At 41.7% G+C, this 18,256-nt stretch carries 16 protein-coding genes; 10 read left to right on the forward strand and 6 right to left on the reverse strand.

Features of this window, described 5'->3' with window-relative positions:
- The first annotated feature begins 208 nt into the window (after positions 1-208).
- Both C7B70_RS02255 and C7B70_RS02260 read left to right on the forward strand, forming a co-directional pair.
- Complete coding sequence (locus tag C7B70_RS02255) at positions 209-499, forward strand: DUF4090 family protein (RefSeq protein WP_106367441.1); 291 nt, start codon at positions 209-211, stop codon at positions 497-499.
- A gap of 68 nt (positions 500-567) precedes the next feature.
- Entirely contained in the window at positions 568-1,314 is a 747-nt protein-coding gene (locus C7B70_RS02260; RefSeq protein WP_106367442.1) for a DUF561 domain-containing protein, read from the forward strand.
- 29 nt (positions 1,315-1,343) lie between these two features.
- On the opposite strand, the gene C7B70_RS02265 is transcribed toward C7B70_RS02260, so the two are convergent.
- On the reverse strand, positions 1,344-2,465 hold the full coding sequence (locus C7B70_RS02265) for a DegT/DnrJ/EryC1/StrS aminotransferase family protein (RefSeq protein ID WP_106367443.1): 1,122 nt from the start codon (positions 2,463-2,465) through the stop codon (positions 1,344-1,346).
- A gap of 115 nt (positions 2,466-2,580) precedes the next feature.
- On the opposite strand from C7B70_RS02265, the gene fetB reads away from it, so the two are divergent.
- Entirely contained in the window at positions 2,581-3,363 is a 783-nt protein-coding gene (fetB, locus tag C7B70_RS02270; RefSeq protein WP_106367444.1) for an iron export ABC transporter permease subunit FetB, read from the forward strand.
- On the opposite strand, the gene C7B70_RS02275 is transcribed toward fetB, so the two are convergent.
- The 3 genes from C7B70_RS02275 to C7B70_RS02285 all read right to left on the reverse strand — a co-directional run bounded on the left by C7B70_RS02275 (position 3,347) and on the right by C7B70_RS02285 (position 6,163).
- Positions 3,347-4,114 (reverse strand): hypothetical protein, encoded by a 768-nt coding sequence (locus C7B70_RS02275; protein WP_106367445.1) that lies wholly within the window; start codon positions 4,112-4,114, stop codon positions 3,347-3,349. The two genes, fetB and C7B70_RS02275, sit on opposite strands and share 17 nt — an antisense overlap.
- Before the next feature lie 390 nt (positions 4,115-4,504).
- The gene (locus C7B70_RS02280; RefSeq protein WP_106367446.1) at positions 4,505-4,954 is read right to left on the reverse strand and encodes an NADAR family protein; all 450 of its coding nucleotides are present in this window, start codon (positions 4,952-4,954) and stop codon (positions 4,505-4,507) included.
- A 234-nt stretch (positions 4,955-5,188) separates the two neighbouring features.
- Positions 5,189-6,163, reverse strand: coding sequence for a cysteine synthase A (locus tag C7B70_RS02285; RefSeq protein WP_106367447.1), 975 nt, complete (start codon positions 6,161-6,163; stop codon positions 5,189-5,191).
- Between the two features lie 192 nt (positions 6,164-6,355).
- Here C7B70_RS02285 and C7B70_RS02290 point away from each other — a divergent pair, with 192 nt between their 5' ends.
- The 7 genes from C7B70_RS02290 (at position 6,356) to C7B70_RS02320 (ending at position 14,685) form a co-directional block, all read left to right on the forward strand.
- Positions 6,356-6,592, forward strand: a complete 237-nt coding sequence (locus C7B70_RS02290) for a DNA-directed RNA polymerase subunit omega (protein ID WP_106367448.1) — start codon at positions 6,356-6,358, stop codon at positions 6,590-6,592.
- Positions 6,593-6,616: 24 nt separating this feature from the next.
- Positions 6,617-7,201, forward strand: coding sequence for a hypothetical protein (locus C7B70_RS02295; RefSeq protein WP_106367449.1), 585 nt, complete (start codon positions 6,617-6,619; stop codon positions 7,199-7,201).
- Positions 7,202-7,203: 2 nt separating this feature from the next.
- Positions 7,204-7,836 carry an acetoacetate decarboxylase family protein gene (locus C7B70_RS02300; protein ID WP_106367450.1) on the forward strand — a complete coding sequence of 211 codons (633 nt, stop codon included), beginning with the start codon at positions 7,204-7,206 and terminating at the stop codon, positions 7,834-7,836.
- A gap of 141 nt (positions 7,837-7,977) precedes the next feature.
- Positions 7,978-9,348 carry a GAF domain-containing SpoIIE family protein phosphatase gene (locus C7B70_RS02305; protein WP_106367451.1) on the forward strand — a complete coding sequence of 457 codons (1,371 nt, stop codon included), beginning with the start codon at positions 7,978-7,980 and terminating at the stop codon, positions 9,346-9,348.
- 6 nt (positions 9,349-9,354) lie between these two features.
- Positions 9,355-9,996 carry a DUF2301 domain-containing membrane protein gene (locus tag C7B70_RS02310; RefSeq protein WP_106367452.1) on the forward strand — a complete coding sequence of 214 codons (642 nt, stop codon included), beginning with the start codon at positions 9,355-9,357 and terminating at the stop codon, positions 9,994-9,996.
- 112 nt (positions 9,997-10,108) lie between these two features.
- Positions 10,109-13,627, forward strand: a complete 3,519-nt coding sequence (gene smc / locus C7B70_RS02315) for a chromosome segregation protein SMC (protein WP_106367453.1) — start codon at positions 10,109-10,111, stop codon at positions 13,625-13,627.
- Positions 13,628-13,710: 83 nt separating this feature from the next.
- A complete protein-coding gene (locus C7B70_RS02320; protein ID WP_106367454.1) occupies positions 13,711-14,685 on the forward strand; it encodes a PRC-barrel domain-containing protein in 975 nt (324 codons plus the stop codon).
- A 275-nt stretch (positions 14,686-14,960) separates the two neighbouring features.
- Here C7B70_RS02320 and C7B70_RS02325 read toward each other — a convergent pair whose 3' ends face one another.
- Positions 14,961-17,099: an ATP-binding protein gene (locus C7B70_RS02325; protein ID WP_106367455.1), complete on the reverse strand. Its 2,139-nt coding sequence runs from the start codon at positions 17,097-17,099 to the stop codon at positions 14,961-14,963.
- Between the two features lie 157 nt (positions 17,100-17,256).
- Positions 17,257-18,246, reverse strand: coding sequence for a GGDEF domain-containing protein (locus tag C7B70_RS02330; RefSeq protein ID WP_106367456.1), 990 nt, complete (start codon positions 18,244-18,246; stop codon positions 17,257-17,259).
- Between the last annotated feature and the right edge of the window lie 10 nt (positions 18,247-18,256).

Below are 18,256 nucleotides of genomic sequence, written 5' to 3' on the forward strand. Positions count from 1 at the left end.
GCTGGGTGGACAAGAGTTTTGTAGCTATTGATTTAGGACTGGTGCGATAGAGCCACAAGCTCGCAAAGCTTCGCATTTTTTAAGGAGTCCTTTCAAATAATCAACACAAATAACCGCTTCCCTAGTTTTGGCTTAAAGATTTCAAGCGCCTATCGGGGTTACTCAAGCCTGATAAAATAATCTTTGCCTATATTAATGACTTGAGACAATGAACCCAGACGCAACCACCACTGGCGCAGATGCAATTGATGAAGCGATCGCATCAGGAAACGATTTTGACGGTTCTCCCATTCCCCAAGCCAAATTAGGCTTGTATCATCAAGTAATGGGTTTGGAAGCAGGTAGACAGCGCAGTGGCGTATCTAATACTATGCGATCGCGCATTGTCCGCATTGGTGCAAAACATATTCCCCAAGCCGAACTCAATCAAATGCTAGTAGACGCAGACTTTGCACCCCTAAAAGATAAGGAAATTGCTTTTTACTATAGCGGTAAATAGTTAATTTTGTCCTAATTTTGCCAGATAGTATTTACTATCTAATTTCATCACTAACAGGAGCTACATTTATGACAATGGATCGATTATTACAACGCGCTTTTGATTCTGCTTCCGTACTCAAAGTTATTAGCGGCTTAAATAACTTTAATAGCGATCGCGTCGCTGCTACAATTAGAGCCGCCGAGCTTGGTGGTGCTACTTTTGTAGATATTGCTGCTGACCCTAATTTAGTTACTTTAGCTAAACAGTTGACAAATCTACCGATTTGTGTATCTGCCGTAGAGCCAGAATTATTCGTTCAAGCGGTAGCCGCAGGCGCAGACTTAATTGAAATTGGTAACTTTGATAGTTTTTACGCTCAAGGGCGGCGTTTTGAGGCGGTGGAAGTATTAGCTTTAACTTATCAAACCCGCAGCTTATTACCTGACGTAACTCTATCTGTAACCGTTCCGTACATTTTAGCCCTCGATTTACAAGTTCAACTAGCCGAAGACTTGGTTAAAGCGGGAGCCGATATTATTCAAACTGAAGGTGGAACTAGCACTAACCCCGTGCATGGTGGGACTTTAGGGCTGCTAGAAAAGGCAGCACCTACCTTAGCCGCCGCCTATGAAATTTCCCGCGCTGTAAGTGTTCCTGTATTGTGCGCTAGTGGCATATCGAGCGTAACTGCACCCCTAGCGATCGCTTGTGGAGCGGCTGGCGTTGGTGTTGGTTCGGCAATTAACCAACTTAACAGCGAAGTTGCGATGATTGCCGCCGTTCGTAGTTTGGTAGAATCAATTGCTGGTAGTCGTCGCCGGATTTTTGCCTAAATTAATAGAGACGTTGCATTGCAACGTCTCTACATTAAACAATCTTTGAGACTATAAACTACCTGTTGTTGCTGATCTACAGACAGTTCGGGAAACATCGGTAAAGATAATACTTGCCCCGATGCTTGTTCAGCTATGGGGAATTGTCCTAACTGATAGCCTAAATGCTTGTAAACGGGCTGTAAATGTAAAGAGCGCGGATAGTAAACCATCGAAGCAACCCCGCGCCCAGTCAACAAGTCGCGTACCTTGTCTCGCCCTTCTAGCACCCGAATTGTGTATTGATTCCAAACGGCACTAGATCCCGCTAATTCTTGCGGTGCGACTATTCCGGGAACATGGCTTAGTAACTCTTGGTAGGATTGGGCGATCGCCCGTCTTTTTTCGTTCCAAGAGTCGAGATAGCGCAACTTTACCATTAAAATCGCTGCTTGCAAGGAGTCTAGACGGCTATTGATGCCGTTTTCGGCGTGTATGTACCGTTCTTTTTGCCCGTGTTCACGCAAGCTTTTAATAGTAGATGCGATCGCCGGATCGTTGGTTGTCACCGCCCCCCCATCGCCACAAGCACCAAGGTTTTTAGTGGGGAAAAAACTAAAACAGCCCACTCGCCCAATACTACCGACTTTAAACGCCTCCCAAGAAGCCCCTGTTGACTGGGCGCAGTCTTCTATTACCGAGATTTGGTAAGTAGAAGCAACTTTCATTAACTCCGTCATATCCACAGGTTGCCCAAATAAATGAACGGGAATAATTGCTTTAGTTTTAGGTGTAATTGCTGCCGCTAATAGGTCTAAATTAAGGTTAAATGTAGCTGCGTCAATATCGACAAATACAGGAGTCGCACCTACCGCCGCGATCGCTTCGGAAGTAGCGATAAAAGTAAAAGGAGTCGTGATTACTTCGTCACCTACGCCAATATTTAAAGCTCTCAGGGCTAAATACAGCGCATCTGTACCCGAATTGCAACCTACACAATTTGATACGCCAACATAATGGGCAAACTGTTGTTCAAATTCTTCAACGAGAGTTCCACCAATATAGCGCCCAGATGCTAAGACTTTTGATACAGCTTCGCTGACTTCCACCTCAATACTTTTGTACTGCTGTGTTAGATCGAGAGGAGGGATAAAATTCACGCTTTGACTCATAAGTTTTTATTTTAATATCAAACCAAATTTTGTTTAGTTAGAAAATGTTTATAGTACCTTTTTAGCTTTGAGAATGAGTAAAGCTATAAATTGTTTCCTTTTAGGAGTTTAGGTAGTGGAAGGTTTAATTAAGCTAGATTTACTCGATTTAGTTTTGGCGCTGGGCATGATGGGGCTGGCGATTGGTTTATCGGCTTGGCAACAATTGGGCATGGAATGGACATTAGCGATCGCCACAGGGCGGACACTCCTGCAATTGCTAGTAGTTGGGTATATATTAGCGTTCATCTTTGCTTTAGATAATCCTTGGGCGGTTTTAGCGATTTTGCTGATTATGGTTTCAATTGCGGCGATTGTCGCCCGTAACCGCATTAGTAAAAAAATTCCGCGTGTTTTACCTTTGGTATGGGGGTCAATTTTCATCAGCACAGCTTTAACTTTAAGCTATACAACACTACTAATAATTCAACCTAACAGTTGGTACGAACCTCAGTATCTTATTCCCATCGGCGGGATTATTTTAGGTAACTCAATGAATGGGGCGGCGATCGCTGGCGAAAGATTAGTCAGCACCATCAACGCCAGTCATTTAGAAATTGAAACTCATCTTAGTTTAGGCGCAACTCCCCAGCAAGCTGTAAATAAATATCGCACTGAAGCTATCAAAGCTGGATTAATTCCGACAATCAACGCCATGATGGTTGTCGGAATAGTTACTTTACCAGGCATTATTACCGGGCAATTGTTGAGCGGTATTGAACCTTTAGATGCCGCCTCTTACCAAATTTTAGTGATGTTTATGCTCACCTTTGCTAACTTAATCACTACTTTATTAGTAACTCAGGGGCTATGCCGTCAGTTTTTTAACAGTGCAACACAACTCAAGCAAATAAGTTAAATCTCTGCAACTGCGTTTCAATTACTTGAGGCAATACTTTATCTAATTCGGCACTGTCATTAAATGGTAATGATTGGTAGCTAGGTAATTCAAAAGGATACTGCCCCGATAGTTGAGAGCGGTTTTTTTGGGCAATTAAAATTTGCTCTGCCCGTTTGCTCGTAACAGCGTAGCCAATTTCTACACAGACGCTCGGACTTAAAATTAATTGGCTAGTTTTGCCCTCAATTTGAGCCACTGGCGTACCATCAGCAATAAATAACAGGCATTTGCGGATTTTGCGCGTAGCAGTGCTGCTGAGTCTCACAGGGCTATTGCCTGGGCGCGGAGATTCAACTAAAGTTATGGGGAAACGCGATCGCTTATTTAAGTTTTCTAATACCATACTTAAAGATTCTCTAAGTATTTGGCTAGACTCTGCGTACTCGTTTTGATGACATAAAAAAATTGTCGGCTCCATCTGAGCAATGGTTGTTTGCTTGATAAAATAAATTTCATGGCTGCTAAGGTCGATATTTGCGATCGTATAGCCGCCACTGCCTTCAATATAAAATTCGACAACTTCCCCATCTAGGTAGCGTTGAAACCATCCTGACTTTTTGATTTCTTGGCTATCTTCCAAAAAATCTGCTCTTAGCGCCGATTTGAGTAAGCTATTTTTATTCAGCCTCAAATCGTGGTGGCGTTTCTCTAATTCTTGAAGCGGCTCGTACTTGTCTAAATACCAAGCTTTTAAGGCAATAATCGCCATAATACGGATTTTATCTCAGGCTGCCCTTCAATTATATTGACTCCGCCTCTAGTTGAAATAAAAATTTTTACACAACAACACCCAACTTGATAGTAACCGGGGAATTTCCTCTTTTGGGCGATTTTACTTAGGGTTGCACTGAATTATTACTCGATTGAAAAGCTGAGTAATGTTGCTTTCAGTGGCAGCGCCCCCGATGATAATCACTTTAGGAAATATCAGTTTTAAATAAGCTGGGTGTTGCGGTGTTTTGACGAGACAGATAGGAATTTAACAGCGCTTTTTACCTCTTAAGTTAGTGTGTACTTTAGCTGTTGGATCTGCCAGGAAAGCTTTGTAGCTTCAATTAATAAGTTAGCTTCTGTAATTGCTAAAAGCTAGGAAATGATACTAAAGTTTACTTTTAATTTCTGCTCGGACGCTCATCAATATTTTACCTAAATGATTAGCGCCAGTTTTAGTTTCTCCACAACCCCAGTAATAGTCATTTGGCGAGTCTTCTACTATCAGCAAGTCGGCGGTAGAAAGCAATATTGCTTGAATATCTTGATGAGTAAAAAACTTTTGCCTTACTGCCTCTCGCATCACTGTAACTTTGATTTGTTCCCAATTTGACCGCAATTGACGGCGACAATCTCGTCCCAAAGCGGCGGCTTGTTCTGGCGTAGGTACGGCTTTAATTATTAATGAACTTCTTTCGTCTGGTGTGCCGATAAATTTTTGCGCTTGGTAGTAATGCTCGACAGTTTGCCAGTTTTCTCCACCGATCGCAATACCGTGAGGGGAAAAGTTAGAAAAGCACCCGTAAGGTTCATTCACCTTATAAAAGTAAATGGTCATTGCGATCGCACTTGTTAACTCCAACCTTTATCAATTGTAAATAATAACAAAATATGTTTACGTTTGAATAAATATTATTAATTTATTTTAAGTCTAATTATGATTTTACTGGTTTTTTGCTAATAGTAAAACATAATTTTAACCAATATACAAGTTGATTTTTAGATTGGGAAAAATCCTCAACCTAAAAATCAAGTTTTGCAAGAGGGGGTAAGATAATTCTGTTTGAGATTATTAATCGAGCAAAAGTCCTTTTTGAGCTAACCATTCTCGGTTAAATAAACGCGATTGGTAGCGAGTACCGCTATCGCACAAAATAGTAACAATTGTATGTCCTGACCCTAGTTGTTTTGCCAATTGCACGGCGGCGGCGACATTAATACCTGTAGAACCGCCCAGAAATAGCCCTTCTTCTTGAAGCAATCGGTAAACCACCCGGACGGCTTCAAGATCCTCAATTTGAATCGCATCATCAATAAGCGCATTGATTAAATTAACAGTAATGCGACTATTGCCAATTCCTTCAGTAATCGAGCTACCTTCGGCGTGGGGTTTGCCCGTTTTAACATAACTATAAAGCCCGCTACCCATCGGATCTGCTAAGACAGTTTTGATGGCTGGATTTTTTTCTTTTAAGTACATTGAAACCCCCGCCAGCGTCCCGCCTGTTCCCGTTGCCGTTACCCAAACATCGACTTTACCATCGGTTTGTTCCCAAATTTCTTTACCTGTAGTTTCGTAATGCGATCGCCTATTTGCCAAATTATCAAATTGATTTGCCCAAATAGCATTTTCCATTTCTGAGGCAATTCTTCCTGAAAGCCGCACGTAATTATTAGGATCTTTGTAAGGTACGGCAGGGACAGTGCGAACTTCTGCACCTAAAGTTTTTAAAGCCTCAATCTTTTCTTGAGACTGAGTATCGGGAATCACAATTAGGCATTTATAGCCTTTGGCGTTGCAGATATGAGCAAGTCCAATTCCTGTATTTCCGGCGGTTCCTTCTACTACCGTACCACCGGGCTTAAGCAAGCCTTTTTCCTCCGCATCTAAAATCATATACAGGGCGGCGCGATCTTTTACCGAACCACCAGGGTTGAGAAATTCAGCTTTTCCCAGAATTTCGCAGCCTGTCTCCTGGCTGAAACGATTTAGACGAATTAGTGGCGTATTGCCTACAGTGTCTATGAATCCATTTTTGATATCCATGCCAACATTACCTAACTATCCCTATAAAGATTTTGGCTTAGATTGGCGATCGCATTTTCTACCATTAGGAATTAGTTTCGCCCTTGACACGGGAATATCTTGGCAAATAATTTGCAACTTGGCTAAAAGTGCGATCGCCCTATTTCTAAAGTCTGTTGTAGACTATAATCAAACCCAAAACTTGCAGGTTTCATGCTCAAACGTACTAAATTCGAGACACCCCAAACCGAAGTTATTCAACGAGCGGAAGAGCTAATTAGTGCCGCCTCAAATCGCTATCGGATCACTGTTCAAGTAGCCAATCGCGCTAAACGCCGCCGTTATGAAGACTTTGATACTATGGACGATCCCATGATGAAACCAGTATTAAGGGCAATTATTGAAATGTCCGACGAACTTAATCAGCCAGAAATTATTGGCGAATCTTGAAGATCCGTTTAGGGGCAGAAAATTGTGAATAGGCAAAAAAAATCGCCTTTATCGCTATTTATTCTCGCTTGCACAACAGGCTTAATAGTGTTAGGTACGTCGCTAAATATTAGCAATAGCTTTTTAGCTGCACCGAGTTTTGCTCAAAGTGCTAGACCTCAAGAGTTTGGAATGCAAGTTTATCAAAGGTTGCCAAATCTACCTTTAGAAAACAAGTATGTCAGCAAAGATACGAAAAAAGTAGCCGCAGACAATACTTTAGTTACTCGTTTGCTGCAATATCACCTATATCTTAAAGGACGCGCCCCCGGTTATAGACTTGATTGGAAACTAACTTTAGCTGACTATTTAGGCGCTAACGAGCTAATAGATGAAGTAGCATATCCAGGATACGCTACTTTGTTGACAAATCCCTTAGAAGGCGATCGCGCGGTAATTACCCGCCTCAACCGCAAACAGCGCAATGAATTAGTGCAAGTTATGGTTAGCCTATTTAATCAAAACACACGGGCTGCTACTAGCCCCTCTGGTAGGGCAAATCCTCAGATTCCCGCCCCCACGTCCACACCACTTCCGCCCCGCCCTGGCGACGCACAGAGGTTGAAATAAAAATGACCTATCCCCAGCCTCCTTGGACATTAAAAGGCGATGCTTTTGTCACTTTGCAGTTATTAGACATTGCGCGAGTACGTCCCCTAATTCCTGCGGAGTTAAATATTGTTTCCGTCTTGCCTAGTAAAACTGTTGGTGGGGTTTATTTATCTAAGTACAGTTCTGGTTCTGTATTAGAATACAGCGAACTAATTATTATTGCTGGCTTTTTGAGCTATAAAGGTAAATTTGGTGGCTGGGTTTCGCATATTTATGTAGATAATCCTGACTCGGTGGCGGGTGGGAGAGAAGTTTGGGGCTTACCTAAAGAATTAGCCCAATTTAGTTGGGAAGCAAGTAGTGTCACTGTAAGTCAATCAGGCCATTTATTGTGTAAATTCAATTACCAGCGTCAAAGCTTTGGTTTACCTCTAAAACTTGGTGCTGCGGCTTTTAGTCGCAAAGAGAGTAATTTGTTAATATTTCCTGCCTTTGTGGAAGCGAATTTTGGTTTAGTTAGTTCTAACTTAGAGATTCCCACAACTAGCCCTTTTGCATCGCTAAATATTAGTCAGCCTATATTAACAGTTCATAGCGATCGCCTAAATTTGGTAGTAGATGCTCCAACAGGTGTTGGACAAACAAGACTTTAGATAAATAATCCAATAATTGCGATCGCGTCAACTGTGACAACCTACGCTATAATCTTTGACTTAGCGCTGCAAAAACTTAAGTTAAGCTCATCTTAATTACTGAGTTCACCGCACTCAAACAGCATTCTTAATGGAAGCCTAATTTCTGTGCCTCAAAAACCTACTGACCTTAACAATGTGCCTACAGAGATAAACCCAGTTTTGGCATTAAAAGAATTGGTGGCGCGTCTGCATCGAGAACAACATAAAATCCCAGACTTACTAAGCTCTTTAGGTTTTGCGCTGCGAAGTTTCAACAATCTCAATCAGTTTTTAGAATTAATTCCGCTTATGGCAACGCGGGTAACTGAAGCGGAGGTTGGCGCATTAATATTATATAAACCTAATGGTCAAGTAAAGTTAGAACAATTACATTGCCAAGATAGCAATCAGCAAAAAATAATTCGTAAAGCCTTAGAAACAGCTATTAATGTAGTTACCGCCTCTTTGACTTCTGCCCAATTAGTACCAGTCACCGCCACTATAGACGCTCAAGTTAGCAGCCAATTGGGGGGGGATAGGCAATTGTTTGGTACGAGTATTCTAGTCAAACAGGCAGAAAGAGGTAGATTATATGTTTTTAGCAATAATCCCCAATACAATTGGACGGAAGAGCGACAAAAACTCGTGCGCCTAATAGCTGATCAAACCGCCGTAGCTATCGAAAATGGCGAACTTACTATAGAGTTACGCAAAAAAGAACGTTTAGACCGAGAATTAGAAATTGGCGCAGAAATTCAATTACAATTACTACCTCGTCAATGTCCAACTATTCCTGGCGTATCTTTAGCTGCTTTTTGTCAACCAGCTAATCGCGTAGGTGGAGACTATTATGATTTTATTCCTACTGGTCACAACGGACAAAAAAAATTAGTTAGCCAATCTCATCGCTGGACGCTAGTAATTGGCGATGTGATGGGTAAAGGAGTTCCGGCAGGACTAATTATGACTATGACACGGGGAATGCTAAGGGGAGAAGTGCTAAATGGTCACTCTCCAGCCCGAATTCTGCAACACTTAAATCGGGTAATGTATGCAGATTTAGAAAATTCTCATCGATTTGTCACGCTGTTTTGCTCGGAGTACGATCCCGATACGCAGATTTTGACCTATAGTAACGCCGCTCATAATCCACCGTTATTGTGGCACGCTGCAACTAAAACTATTAAGCGTCTTGATACGTTGGGAATGTTAATCGGGCTTGATGCTCATAATCAGTACGAAAATGCTCAAGTTCAATTACGCAGTGGAGATACAATTATTTATTACACTGATGGCTTTACCGATGCAGCTAGTCAAAATGGCGATCGCTTTGATGAGGAAAACTTAATCAGGGCTTTTGGGTGGGCTTGCAAGCATTCTTTAGCACCTCAATCAATTTTAGAATATCTATTTGACAAAGTTCGCCAATTTATCGGTACTGATAGTCAAAATACTGACGACATGACTTTAGTTGTTATGCAAATTCACTGAGAAGATATGACTAACCAAGTAGCCCCAGAATCAATAATTTATCCAGGACAGTTTGGCGATTTTACTATCGATAAAAGCGATCGCACCAGTGTAATTATCTATCGTACTGGTTTGGGTATTGCTGCCCTTAGTTTTGCCCTAGGAAGTGCGGTTTCTCTTTTCCAACCTAATAATTTGTCCTTGCTACAGCCTTTGTTTTTCTGCTTTAGTTTGGGTTTGGGAGTTAGTTTGCTCACAATCCACATTTATCTTGCGGTACTGCACCGAGTATTACAAATCTTTTGGGCGATCGGGACAACGAGCGCAGTTTTTTGGACAATATCTAGTCGCGCACCTTTGGCTACAACTCTTTATCATCAACCACTAGCTTTATTCGGAGTTGGGTTTATTTTTGCCGCTTTGACGGGTATCTACTTCAAGGAAGCCTTCTGTTTTTATCGGTTAGAAACAAAATTTCTTACGCCTTTAGTGCCAGCTTTGCTTTTAGGACATCTGTTAAATCTTATACCTGTTGCTGGAGAAAAATTAATGCTGGCTACCTGGGCGGTTTTATTTTGTGTGTTTGCCCTTCGTAAAGCCGTACAACCAATTCCTCCAGATATTGGCGACAAATCAGTATTTACTTATCTACACGAGCGTAAGGTTTAAAAAAATACCTTTAACACCTTTGCCCTAAAGTTAGTAAAGGTCTAGATCCTTGAAGCCAACCGTGCTAAGGTGTTTAACTACTAATACCCTGAGCAAAATTCAACCAGCGCCTATGGTGTATGTCAAGCGCCTGGAACTCTCGCATTTTAAATCCTTTGGCGGTACAACGACAGTTCCATTATTGCCAGGTTTTACAGTGGTTTCTGGCCCCAATGGTTCGGGTAAATCTAATATTCTCGATGCTTTATTATTTGCCCTTGGTCTTGCTAGTTCTAAAGGGATGAGAGCCGAGCGCTTACCCGACCTAGTTAACCACAATCAAGGCAATCGTGGTAAAGCAGAAGCTAGTGTTACTGTTACCTTTGATATCAGCGACGACGAGCAAAATACTTCTACCGAATGGAGCGTTACGCGCCGTCTCCGAGTCACTAAGCAAGATACTTATACTTCAAACTATTACATCAATGACGAAGCTTGTACTTTAACTCAGCTACACGCTCAGTTATCGCAATTGCGGATTTATCCTGAAGGCTACAATGTAGTGCTGCAAGGCGATGTGACTAGCATTATTTCTATGAATGCTAAAGAGCGGAGAGAAATTATTGACGAACTAGCAGGGGTTGCTAACTTTGATCGCAAAATTATTCAAGCCAAAGATACTTTGGAAGAAGTACGCGATCGCATTGAACGCTGTCAAATCGTTGAGAAAGAATTAATTATTCAACGCGAAAAGCTTTCGACCGACAGGCTCAAAGCTGAGAAATACCAACGCCTCCGCGCTGACTTCGCTCAAAAGCAACAATGGGAAACGGTGCTACAGTGGCGACATCTCCAAGCTCAACAACAACAAATTGTAGAGCAACTACAAATAGGCGATCGCACTATCGCCGAATTAACTACTCAGCTTGCCGATAGTCAGCTACAAATTAGCACTTCTACCACCCAACTTGACTTACTCAACCAGCGCGTCAAAGCCTTGGGAGAAGCGGATCTTTTACAACTCCAGTCTACTTTAGCAACCTTCCAAGCTGAACAAAAACAACTCCACCTCCGCAAGCAAGAGTTAGAACACGCCGCAAACAATATCACAGCCAGAATATCCCGAAAAAATGAAGAAGTCAAGTCAAATCAGCATCTTTTTAGTCAAATTATTAAAGAACAGGAAGTATTAGAAACCCAAACTATTGCCGCCTTACGTTTAGCACAACTAGAGGCAAAGATTGCTTTAGAACAAAGCCGAGAATCAGCAAATGCGATCGCCTATGCTGGTGATGAGCTGGTACAGCAACAAACCGCTCTAAGCCGTCAGATTGAGGCTTTACTGAAAACTATCGAACCCCAACGTACAGAACAAGCTAAGTTAAACGAGCGTCACAATCAGTTAAATAAACAAGTTAGCGAACAAACTCAATTAATTTCTAACTTAGAGCCGCAAATAGCCCAGAAAAAAGATCAACTTAGGAACTTAGAAGCGGAATTGCTAACATTTACTGAAAAAACTGAATTATTATTAAAAACCTTGGCAGCAGGAGAACAAGAATTACAAATTCAGCAGCAAACGCAAAATAGATTGATCTTAGAACAAAGAGAAAAACAACGTAATTTAGATCAATTAGAAGCACAAATTCAAGCCGTTCAATCGGTTCAAGGAACTTTCGCCACTAACGTTATTTTACAATCGGGTTTAAGTGGTGTTTGTGGATTAGTTGCCCAATTAGGAAAGGTTGAACCCCGGTATCAATTAGCCTTAGAAACTGCCGCCGGAGGAAGGTTAGGACAGTTGGTAGTAGAAGATGACTTGGTAGCGGCGGCAGCTATTGAGTTGTTGAAGCAAAAAAAAGCTGGGAGAATCACCTTTTTACCTTTAAATAAGATTCAATCCGGGCGGTTTTCGCCTACTGTAGCCTTGGGCTACGCGAAAGGGTTTGTAGATTACGCGATAAATTTGCTGGAATGCGAAGGCAAATATCAAAATATCTTTGCTTATGTGTTTGGTAGCACCGTAGTATTTGCCACCTTAGAAGCAGCGCGGGGTTATTTGGGACAGCATCGGATTGTGACATTAGACGGCGAATTATTAGAAACTAGCGGCGCAATGACTGGGGGAATAAGTAACCAGCGTTCGAGCTTGCATTTTGGCAGAGGAGAGGCAACGGAATCATCAGAAATTACCCAGTTAAAAAATCGCCTGCAAGATATTACGCAAATATTAGAGCGTTGTACCCAAGTAATCAACACGCTTCTAGCCAAAACTAAGCAGCAAAGTCAAGAAATAACAGAAATGCGCCAACAAAGGCGAGAAAAGCAGATTAAGTGCGAACAACTTAGCAAAGAGATTACTAACTTAAGCCAGCAACTAGCGCAAACAGCAGTTCAAAATGCCCAAACTACTGAACAATTAGTTAAGGCTCAAGCTCGATTGCAAGTTTTAGAGCAAGAACTGCCCCAGCAAGAAGCTACACTGCAACAACAAAAACTAGCATTAACTGAATTAGAGAACTCACAAACAAATAGTCAATGGCAGGAAATCCAAGCAGTAATTAAGACTAACGAGCAACAATTGCAAGCAAAAGAACAGGAACTAAGACAAGCGGAGGGAAAAATTAAAGACCTTGAAAATCAACAATCTCGTCTGCAAGTATCCATCGCCGCCAGTATTGCTAGAAAAGAAGAATATCAGCAGCAAGAGATAGAAACGACTGCTCAAATTGCCGAAATTGAAAATCAACTATTAGCGACTTCTACCCAAATCACCCAAATTAGGACATCTTTAAGTCAAGTAAGCCAACAATTGACCACCGAAAAAGCGCAGCGCGATCGCACAGAAAAACACTTAAGCGCCCAACATTTAGCCCACAGTCAACTAGAATGGCAACAACAAAAACAGCAAGAAACCCAAATAACAAAGCAGCAACAATTATTAGAACTAAAAGCAAAGTTACAACAAGCCGAGTTACCCCAACCATTACCGCAAGTACCAATAGAAATAGATTTAGAACAACTACAAAAAGAATTGAAAGTAACTGCCAAACGTTTAGAAGCAATGGAGCCTGTAAATATGCTGGCGTTAGAAGAATACGATCGCACCAACACGCGCTTAGAAGAACTTACGCAAAAGTTAGAGACACTATCCGCCGAACGTACAGAATTATTATTACGAATAGAGAACTTTACAACATTGCGTCAAAGAGCCTTTAAAGAAGCCTTTGATGCTGTAAACGAGAACTTTCAAAGCATTTTTGCGATTCTTTCTGAAGGCGACGGCTACTTGCAACTAGATAATATTGAAGAACCTTTTAATAGCGGCTTAAACTTAGTAGCTCATCCCAAAGGCAAACCAGTACAACGCCTAGCTTCCATGTCTGGGGGAGAAAAATCACTTACAGCTTTAAGCTTTATTTTTGCCTTACAACGTTACCGTCCATCGCCCTTTTATGCCTTTGATGAAGTCGATATGTTCTTAGATGGGGCAAATGTAGAAAGATTAGCTAAAATGATTAAACAACAAGCGAATCTAGCGCAATTTATAGTCGTCAGTTTGCGCCGACCAATGATAGAATCAGCCGAACGTACTATAGGCGTGACTCAAGCACGAGGGGCGTATACTCAAGTGTTGGGAATCAAGTTGTAATAGCCGAACATCTTAACAGATGAGAATTTGCTATTAATAGTATTGAAATAACCGGATTTCGAGATCAGGACTCTGCAAGCGCAATGACCTCCGAACAAATTATCAGACGTTCCGACATCTTAAACACCAAAGTGATTACCGATGACAACGCCAAGCAATTAGGCTTAGTAAGTCAACTGTGGGTAGATATCGACCAACGCGAGGTTGTAGCTCTAAGCTTACGAGACAACCTAATCGCTTTTTCCGGTGTGCCAAGATATATGTATTTAAGTAGCATTCGCAAAATGGGCGATGTGCTGCTAGTAGACAACGAAGACGTAATTGAAGATATAGACGTTGAAATTTATAGCAACCTCATCAACTACGAAGTAATTACTGAAACTGGCGAAATGCTAGGAAGAGTCCGCAGTTTTATATTTAACCCAGAAAGTGGTAAAATAACATCGCTAATTATCGCTTCCCTAGGTATTCCCCAAATTCCCGAACAAGTATTAAGTACCTACGAATTGCCGATTGATGAAATTATCAGTAGCGGCGCAAATAGGCTGATTGTAGTTGAAGGAGCGGAAGAAAGGCTAAATCAGTTAACAGTAGGATTATTAGAGCGTCTAGGCATCGGTAAAGCCCCTTGGGAACGCGACGAAGACGAAGCTTACTATACACCCACAACAACTAAAGCCGAAAACCAGTTAGGTACAGGAGTACCCCTGCAAGCGCCAAAACAACAAGTGCGTACCAATCGCCCTATAGTAGTAGAACAAACCTGGGATGAAGACGATTACGAGTACGAATTAGAAGAACGTATCCCACCGCAACAATTGCGCCAGCGTCAGTACGAGTCGATTCAATACGAAGAAGACTTAGAAGAAGATAACTGGAGTGAAGCCACAGCCAAAGACTCCTACGAACCCAAAAAGTATATTGAGACGGAATCTAATCCTAGTTATTACGATGACGAATTGATAGCCGATGCTTGGGATGACGAGCCAAAACCTATTAATATTCCCAAGAAAGCCAAAGCCCCAGAATACGAGGAAGAAGAAGGAGGCTATCAATAAGTTAAGTTTGCTTTAGAGGATGTTTTAGAAGCTATACCCGGTAAAAAGTGATGCAAGGAAGATCCCTCATAACCCACGTCAAAAAGCGGTGTAGCTACGCTTCCCGCTTTTTGACTCCCCTTAAAAAGGGGGGGAAATACAGATTAGCGACTTTTTTTAAACAAAAGTGCAACCAATCGATATTAATCACAAGACTTTTAAAACATCTTCTTAGAATAGAAGACCTAGGATAATAAAAGAAAATTACCAATTACCAATTCCCAATTCCCAATTCCCTAAACCAACATTGCGCGGATTGTGTCTATTAACAAGGTTAGGTCTAAAGGTTTGCTCATATAAGCATTAGCCCCCGCCGCCAGAACACGATCGCGATCGCCCATCATTGCCATAGCCGTAACAGCAATTACCGGAACTTGTTTCCAATCAGGACTAGCTTTGAGATTGCGGACAATTTCAAATCCGTCTACTTTTGGTAACTGAATATCTAGCAAAATTAAATCTGGTCTTTGGGATGCTACCTTGGCTTCCATTGCCTCCATCATCAAGCCACCATCAGCAATTAGGTCTACAACATAGCCTTCTAGTTCCAAAATTTCGATAATTAACTCCTGGTTATAAGGTTGATCTTCTACTAGCCAAATTCGTTTATTACGCTTAGTGATTTCTAGTCCCTTTTCTTTGACAACTGGCGGCGCAGTCAAAGGGTTAGCTAATAATTCGGTACGCATTTCTGTTAGGGGCAGCCAAACAGCAAAGGTACTGCCTTGATGTTCGACGGATTTGAGAGAAACTGTACCGCCGTGTAATTCTGCCAGCCGTTTTGTTAGCGCTAGTCCTAATCCTGTACCTTCATGCTCTCGCGTTAATGAAGCATCTACTTGTTGAAACGGTCGAAATAATAAATTCCACTTATCTTGAGCAATGCCAATACCTGTATCTTGAACTTCAAGGCATAGGTAAGGAGTGCTGAGATTAACAGGGCTGCGATCTGGTCGATATTGCTCTTGTAATTGACTGCCATAAGCTAATCTAGAAGCAAATTTAATTTGTCCGCCTTCGGGGGTGAACTTAAGCGCATTGGAAAGCAGATTAATTATCATTTGACGAACGCGCCGCTCGTCTAAATTTACTTGTCCTAAACGCTGGTCAATTTCTTGAGATAGCACCAAACGTTTTTTGTCAGCGCGATGTTGAACCATCTCCACACATTGGACGCATAGATCGGCGATCGCAATTGGTTGCAAATCTAATTCATCTTTACCAGATTCAATTTTGGCAAGGTCGAGAATATCATTAATTAATCCCAACAAATGCTGACCGCTTTCAGCAATTATTTGCGTATATTTAACCTGACGCGCGTTTAAAGCTCCAGCAACTTGTCTTTGCAACAAATCAGCAAAACCTAAAATGCTGTTGAGTGGGGTTCGCAGTTCGTGAGACATGGAAGTAAGAAATTCTGATTTTAGTTGAGAAGCCTGCTCTAGGTCTTGATTAACTTGAAATAAGCGAATCTGGTCTTGCGCCCGTTCGATGGCTACGCCCATGATCCGACAGGCAGCTAAGAGCATATCTTGTTGGGGAGCATCCTGCAATTTCTGGCAATTGCGAGACTCTAAAGTTAATACGCCGATAATCTTGCCATTAGCCGCAGGAATTGGAAAAATACCCAAGTCACCAATGCCGGGTTGTCTAAAAGCGGGTACAGCACTAGGGTGATTTTTGTAGTCATCAACAAATAAAGGGTTTCCTGTGGTCACTACTTGCCACAACAGACCTTGACCGTAGGGAATGCCTACATTTAGCAAGCTTTCCATTTCTCCTACCGCAACTTTGCCGTAAATGGCAATAAATGTAGCGCCTACTTCACTTGTCAGCATATGAGCCATCGCCTCAAGCCCGTCTCCAGTGATTACCTTAATATCACCAAAGGCAGCATCCATAGCTTGCACCAGATAACTAAGGGCAAATTCCCCAATTTCCCGCAATTCGCTTGCAGGCTGTAGTCTTTCCATCAATCCTAAAACAAAGGCTTGCTGCCTTACTACTTGAAGGTTTAGATTTGCTGGCAATAATTGATGCTCTGTAACATCGTTAAATGTAAATATATATCCCTGCTCGGAAGTGAGGCTAATGTAGATGTCTAAGCAGAAACCATTAATTTGTTTAATATATTGCGAATGCTCAGTTTGGGTTGATTCCACCGCCGCAATTAATTGTAAATATTGAGCTTGAGACCAATAGCCAAGGCTGACGATTTCGGCAAAAAATGAGCGCAAATCTGGCTTTAGTTTGAGCCAATCTTTAGATAAACCCCATAACGTAGCAAGTCTTTGATTAAATAAAATTAGGTGCTGCGACTCATCAAATAGAGCGATCGCATTTTCTATAGGCTTCAATTGTTGATTGTCTTTCATCTACTTTGAACGCATCCTGGCAAAAAATCTGCTTACCCATAGTGATTTAGGCATCATCAGCATTTATTGCCAGTCTTACATAGTTTTTTTGAGATGGGTTATGGCTTAAGTAAGAGGATTTATAAGTGATGGTGACGATTTTTAGAGCAACCTAACATTACAGAGCGATCGCCAGTTGTTTAGTTGCGCACAATTGCTCGGTGCAACCGATAACGCAGTTGCGTCCGGCAACTTTGGCACTCAACAAGCAATTGTCGGCGCGAGTTAGCAAGGCAATTCCTCCCCGGTCATCTAAGCTTTGCAAGCAAGCCGCACCAATACTAATAGTCACAGTTAAGCTGAGGGCGGAGTCTAAAGTAAAAATTTGCTCCCCAACCTGGCGACGCAAACGTTCGGCAATAAATAGCCCTTGTTGACAATCGATATTATTTAAAATAATCACAAATTCTTCACCGCCGTAACGAAATAGCAACTCTTGGGATCGTAAGTTGTGTTTTAACCGACTACTTAGCAATTGCAAAACGCGATCGCCTACCAAATGCCCGTAGGTGTCATTAATTGTTTTAAAACAGTCTACATCTAGCATCAGCAAGCTTAAAGGTTTTTTATTAGAACGACTTGCCAAAATCTGTGCTGGTAAATCTCTTTCCATAGCCCGACGATTATTTAACTGAGTCAAGGGATCGGCTAAAGCGATCGCTGATAAAGTATTATTTTTATCGATTAATTCTTGGTATTGATTGCGTCGTCCTACTTGAATATGGGCTAATATTAGGCGGTTAGTTGCTTTAAGTTTTTCGTTATCTAACCAACAAAAGTCTATGTAAGCATCAGCAACATCTTCTATAATCGCGGCGGTTTGCTCTACGTCCCAAGTACAGCTATGGCGATCGCATTGGGGTCTGTCTTCTAGCAAAATGCAGTAAGGGGAATTTAAAGCCGACTGCTCTTTGCTCCACTGACAGAATTTTTCACTATTATGTATGCTTGCCTGTACTAGCAATATATCTGGTAAGCTTCTTCGCAAGTACGATCGCGCCTCATCTACACTGGTGACGATTTCTAAGCTAAAATCTGCTTGTTCATGAATCTGCGGCAGTTCATTTAAAAATTCGTAAGTTCCCACAATCAAGATTGAAGTGTTCATGATTTGCTCA

The organism is Chlorogloea sp. CCALA 695 (genome assembly GCF_003003885.1).
Classification (GTDB): Bacteria; Cyanobacteriota; Cyanobacteriia; order Cyanobacteriales; family Chroococcidiopsidaceae; genus Aliterella.

Bases quoted from the DNA above. Each gene is read 5' to 3' on its own strand.
- C7B70_RS02255 (WP_106367441.1), top strand. From the start codon at position 209: ATGAACCCAGACGCAACCACCACTGGCGCAGATGCAATTGATGAAGCG.
- C7B70_RS02260 (WP_106367442.1), top strand. From the start codon at position 568: ATGACAATGGATCGATTATTACAACGCGCTTTTGATTCTGCTTCCGTA.
- C7B70_RS02265 (WP_106367443.1), bottom strand. From the start codon at position 2,465: ATGAGTCAAAGCGTGAATTTTATCCCTCCTCTCGATCTAACACAGCAG.
- C7B70_RS02275 (WP_106367445.1), bottom strand. From the start codon at position 4,114: ATGGCGATTATTGCCTTAAAAGCTTGGTATTTAGACAAGTACGAGCCG.
- C7B70_RS02280 (WP_106367446.1), bottom strand. From the start codon at position 4,954: ATGACCATTTACTTTTATAAGGTGAATGAACCTTACGGGTGCTTTTCT.
- C7B70_RS02285 (WP_106367447.1), bottom strand. From the start codon at position 6,163: ATGGATATCAAAAATGGATTCATAGACACTGTAGGCAATACGCCACTA.
- C7B70_RS02290 (WP_106367448.1), top strand. From the start codon at position 6,356: ATGCTCAAACGTACTAAATTCGAGACACCCCAAACCGAAGTTATTCAA.
- C7B70_RS02300 (WP_106367450.1), top strand. From the start codon at position 7,204: ATGACCTATCCCCAGCCTCCTTGGACATTAAAAGGCGATGCTTTTGTC.
- C7B70_RS02310 (WP_106367452.1), top strand. From the start codon at position 9,355: ATGACTAACCAAGTAGCCCCAGAATCAATAATTTATCCAGGACAGTTT.
- smc (WP_106367453.1), top strand. From the start codon at position 10,109: ATGGTGTATGTCAAGCGCCTGGAACTCTCGCATTTTAAATCCTTTGGC.
- C7B70_RS02320 (WP_106367454.1), top strand. From the start codon at position 13,711: ATGACCTCCGAACAAATTATCAGACGTTCCGACATCTTAAACACCAAA.
- C7B70_RS02325 (WP_106367455.1), bottom strand. From the start codon at position 17,099: ATGAAAGACAATCAACAATTGAAGCCTATAGAAAATGCGATCGCTCTA.
- C7B70_RS02330 (WP_106367456.1), bottom strand. From the start codon at position 18,246: ATGAACACTTCAATCTTGATTGTGGGAACTTACGAATTTTTAAATGAA.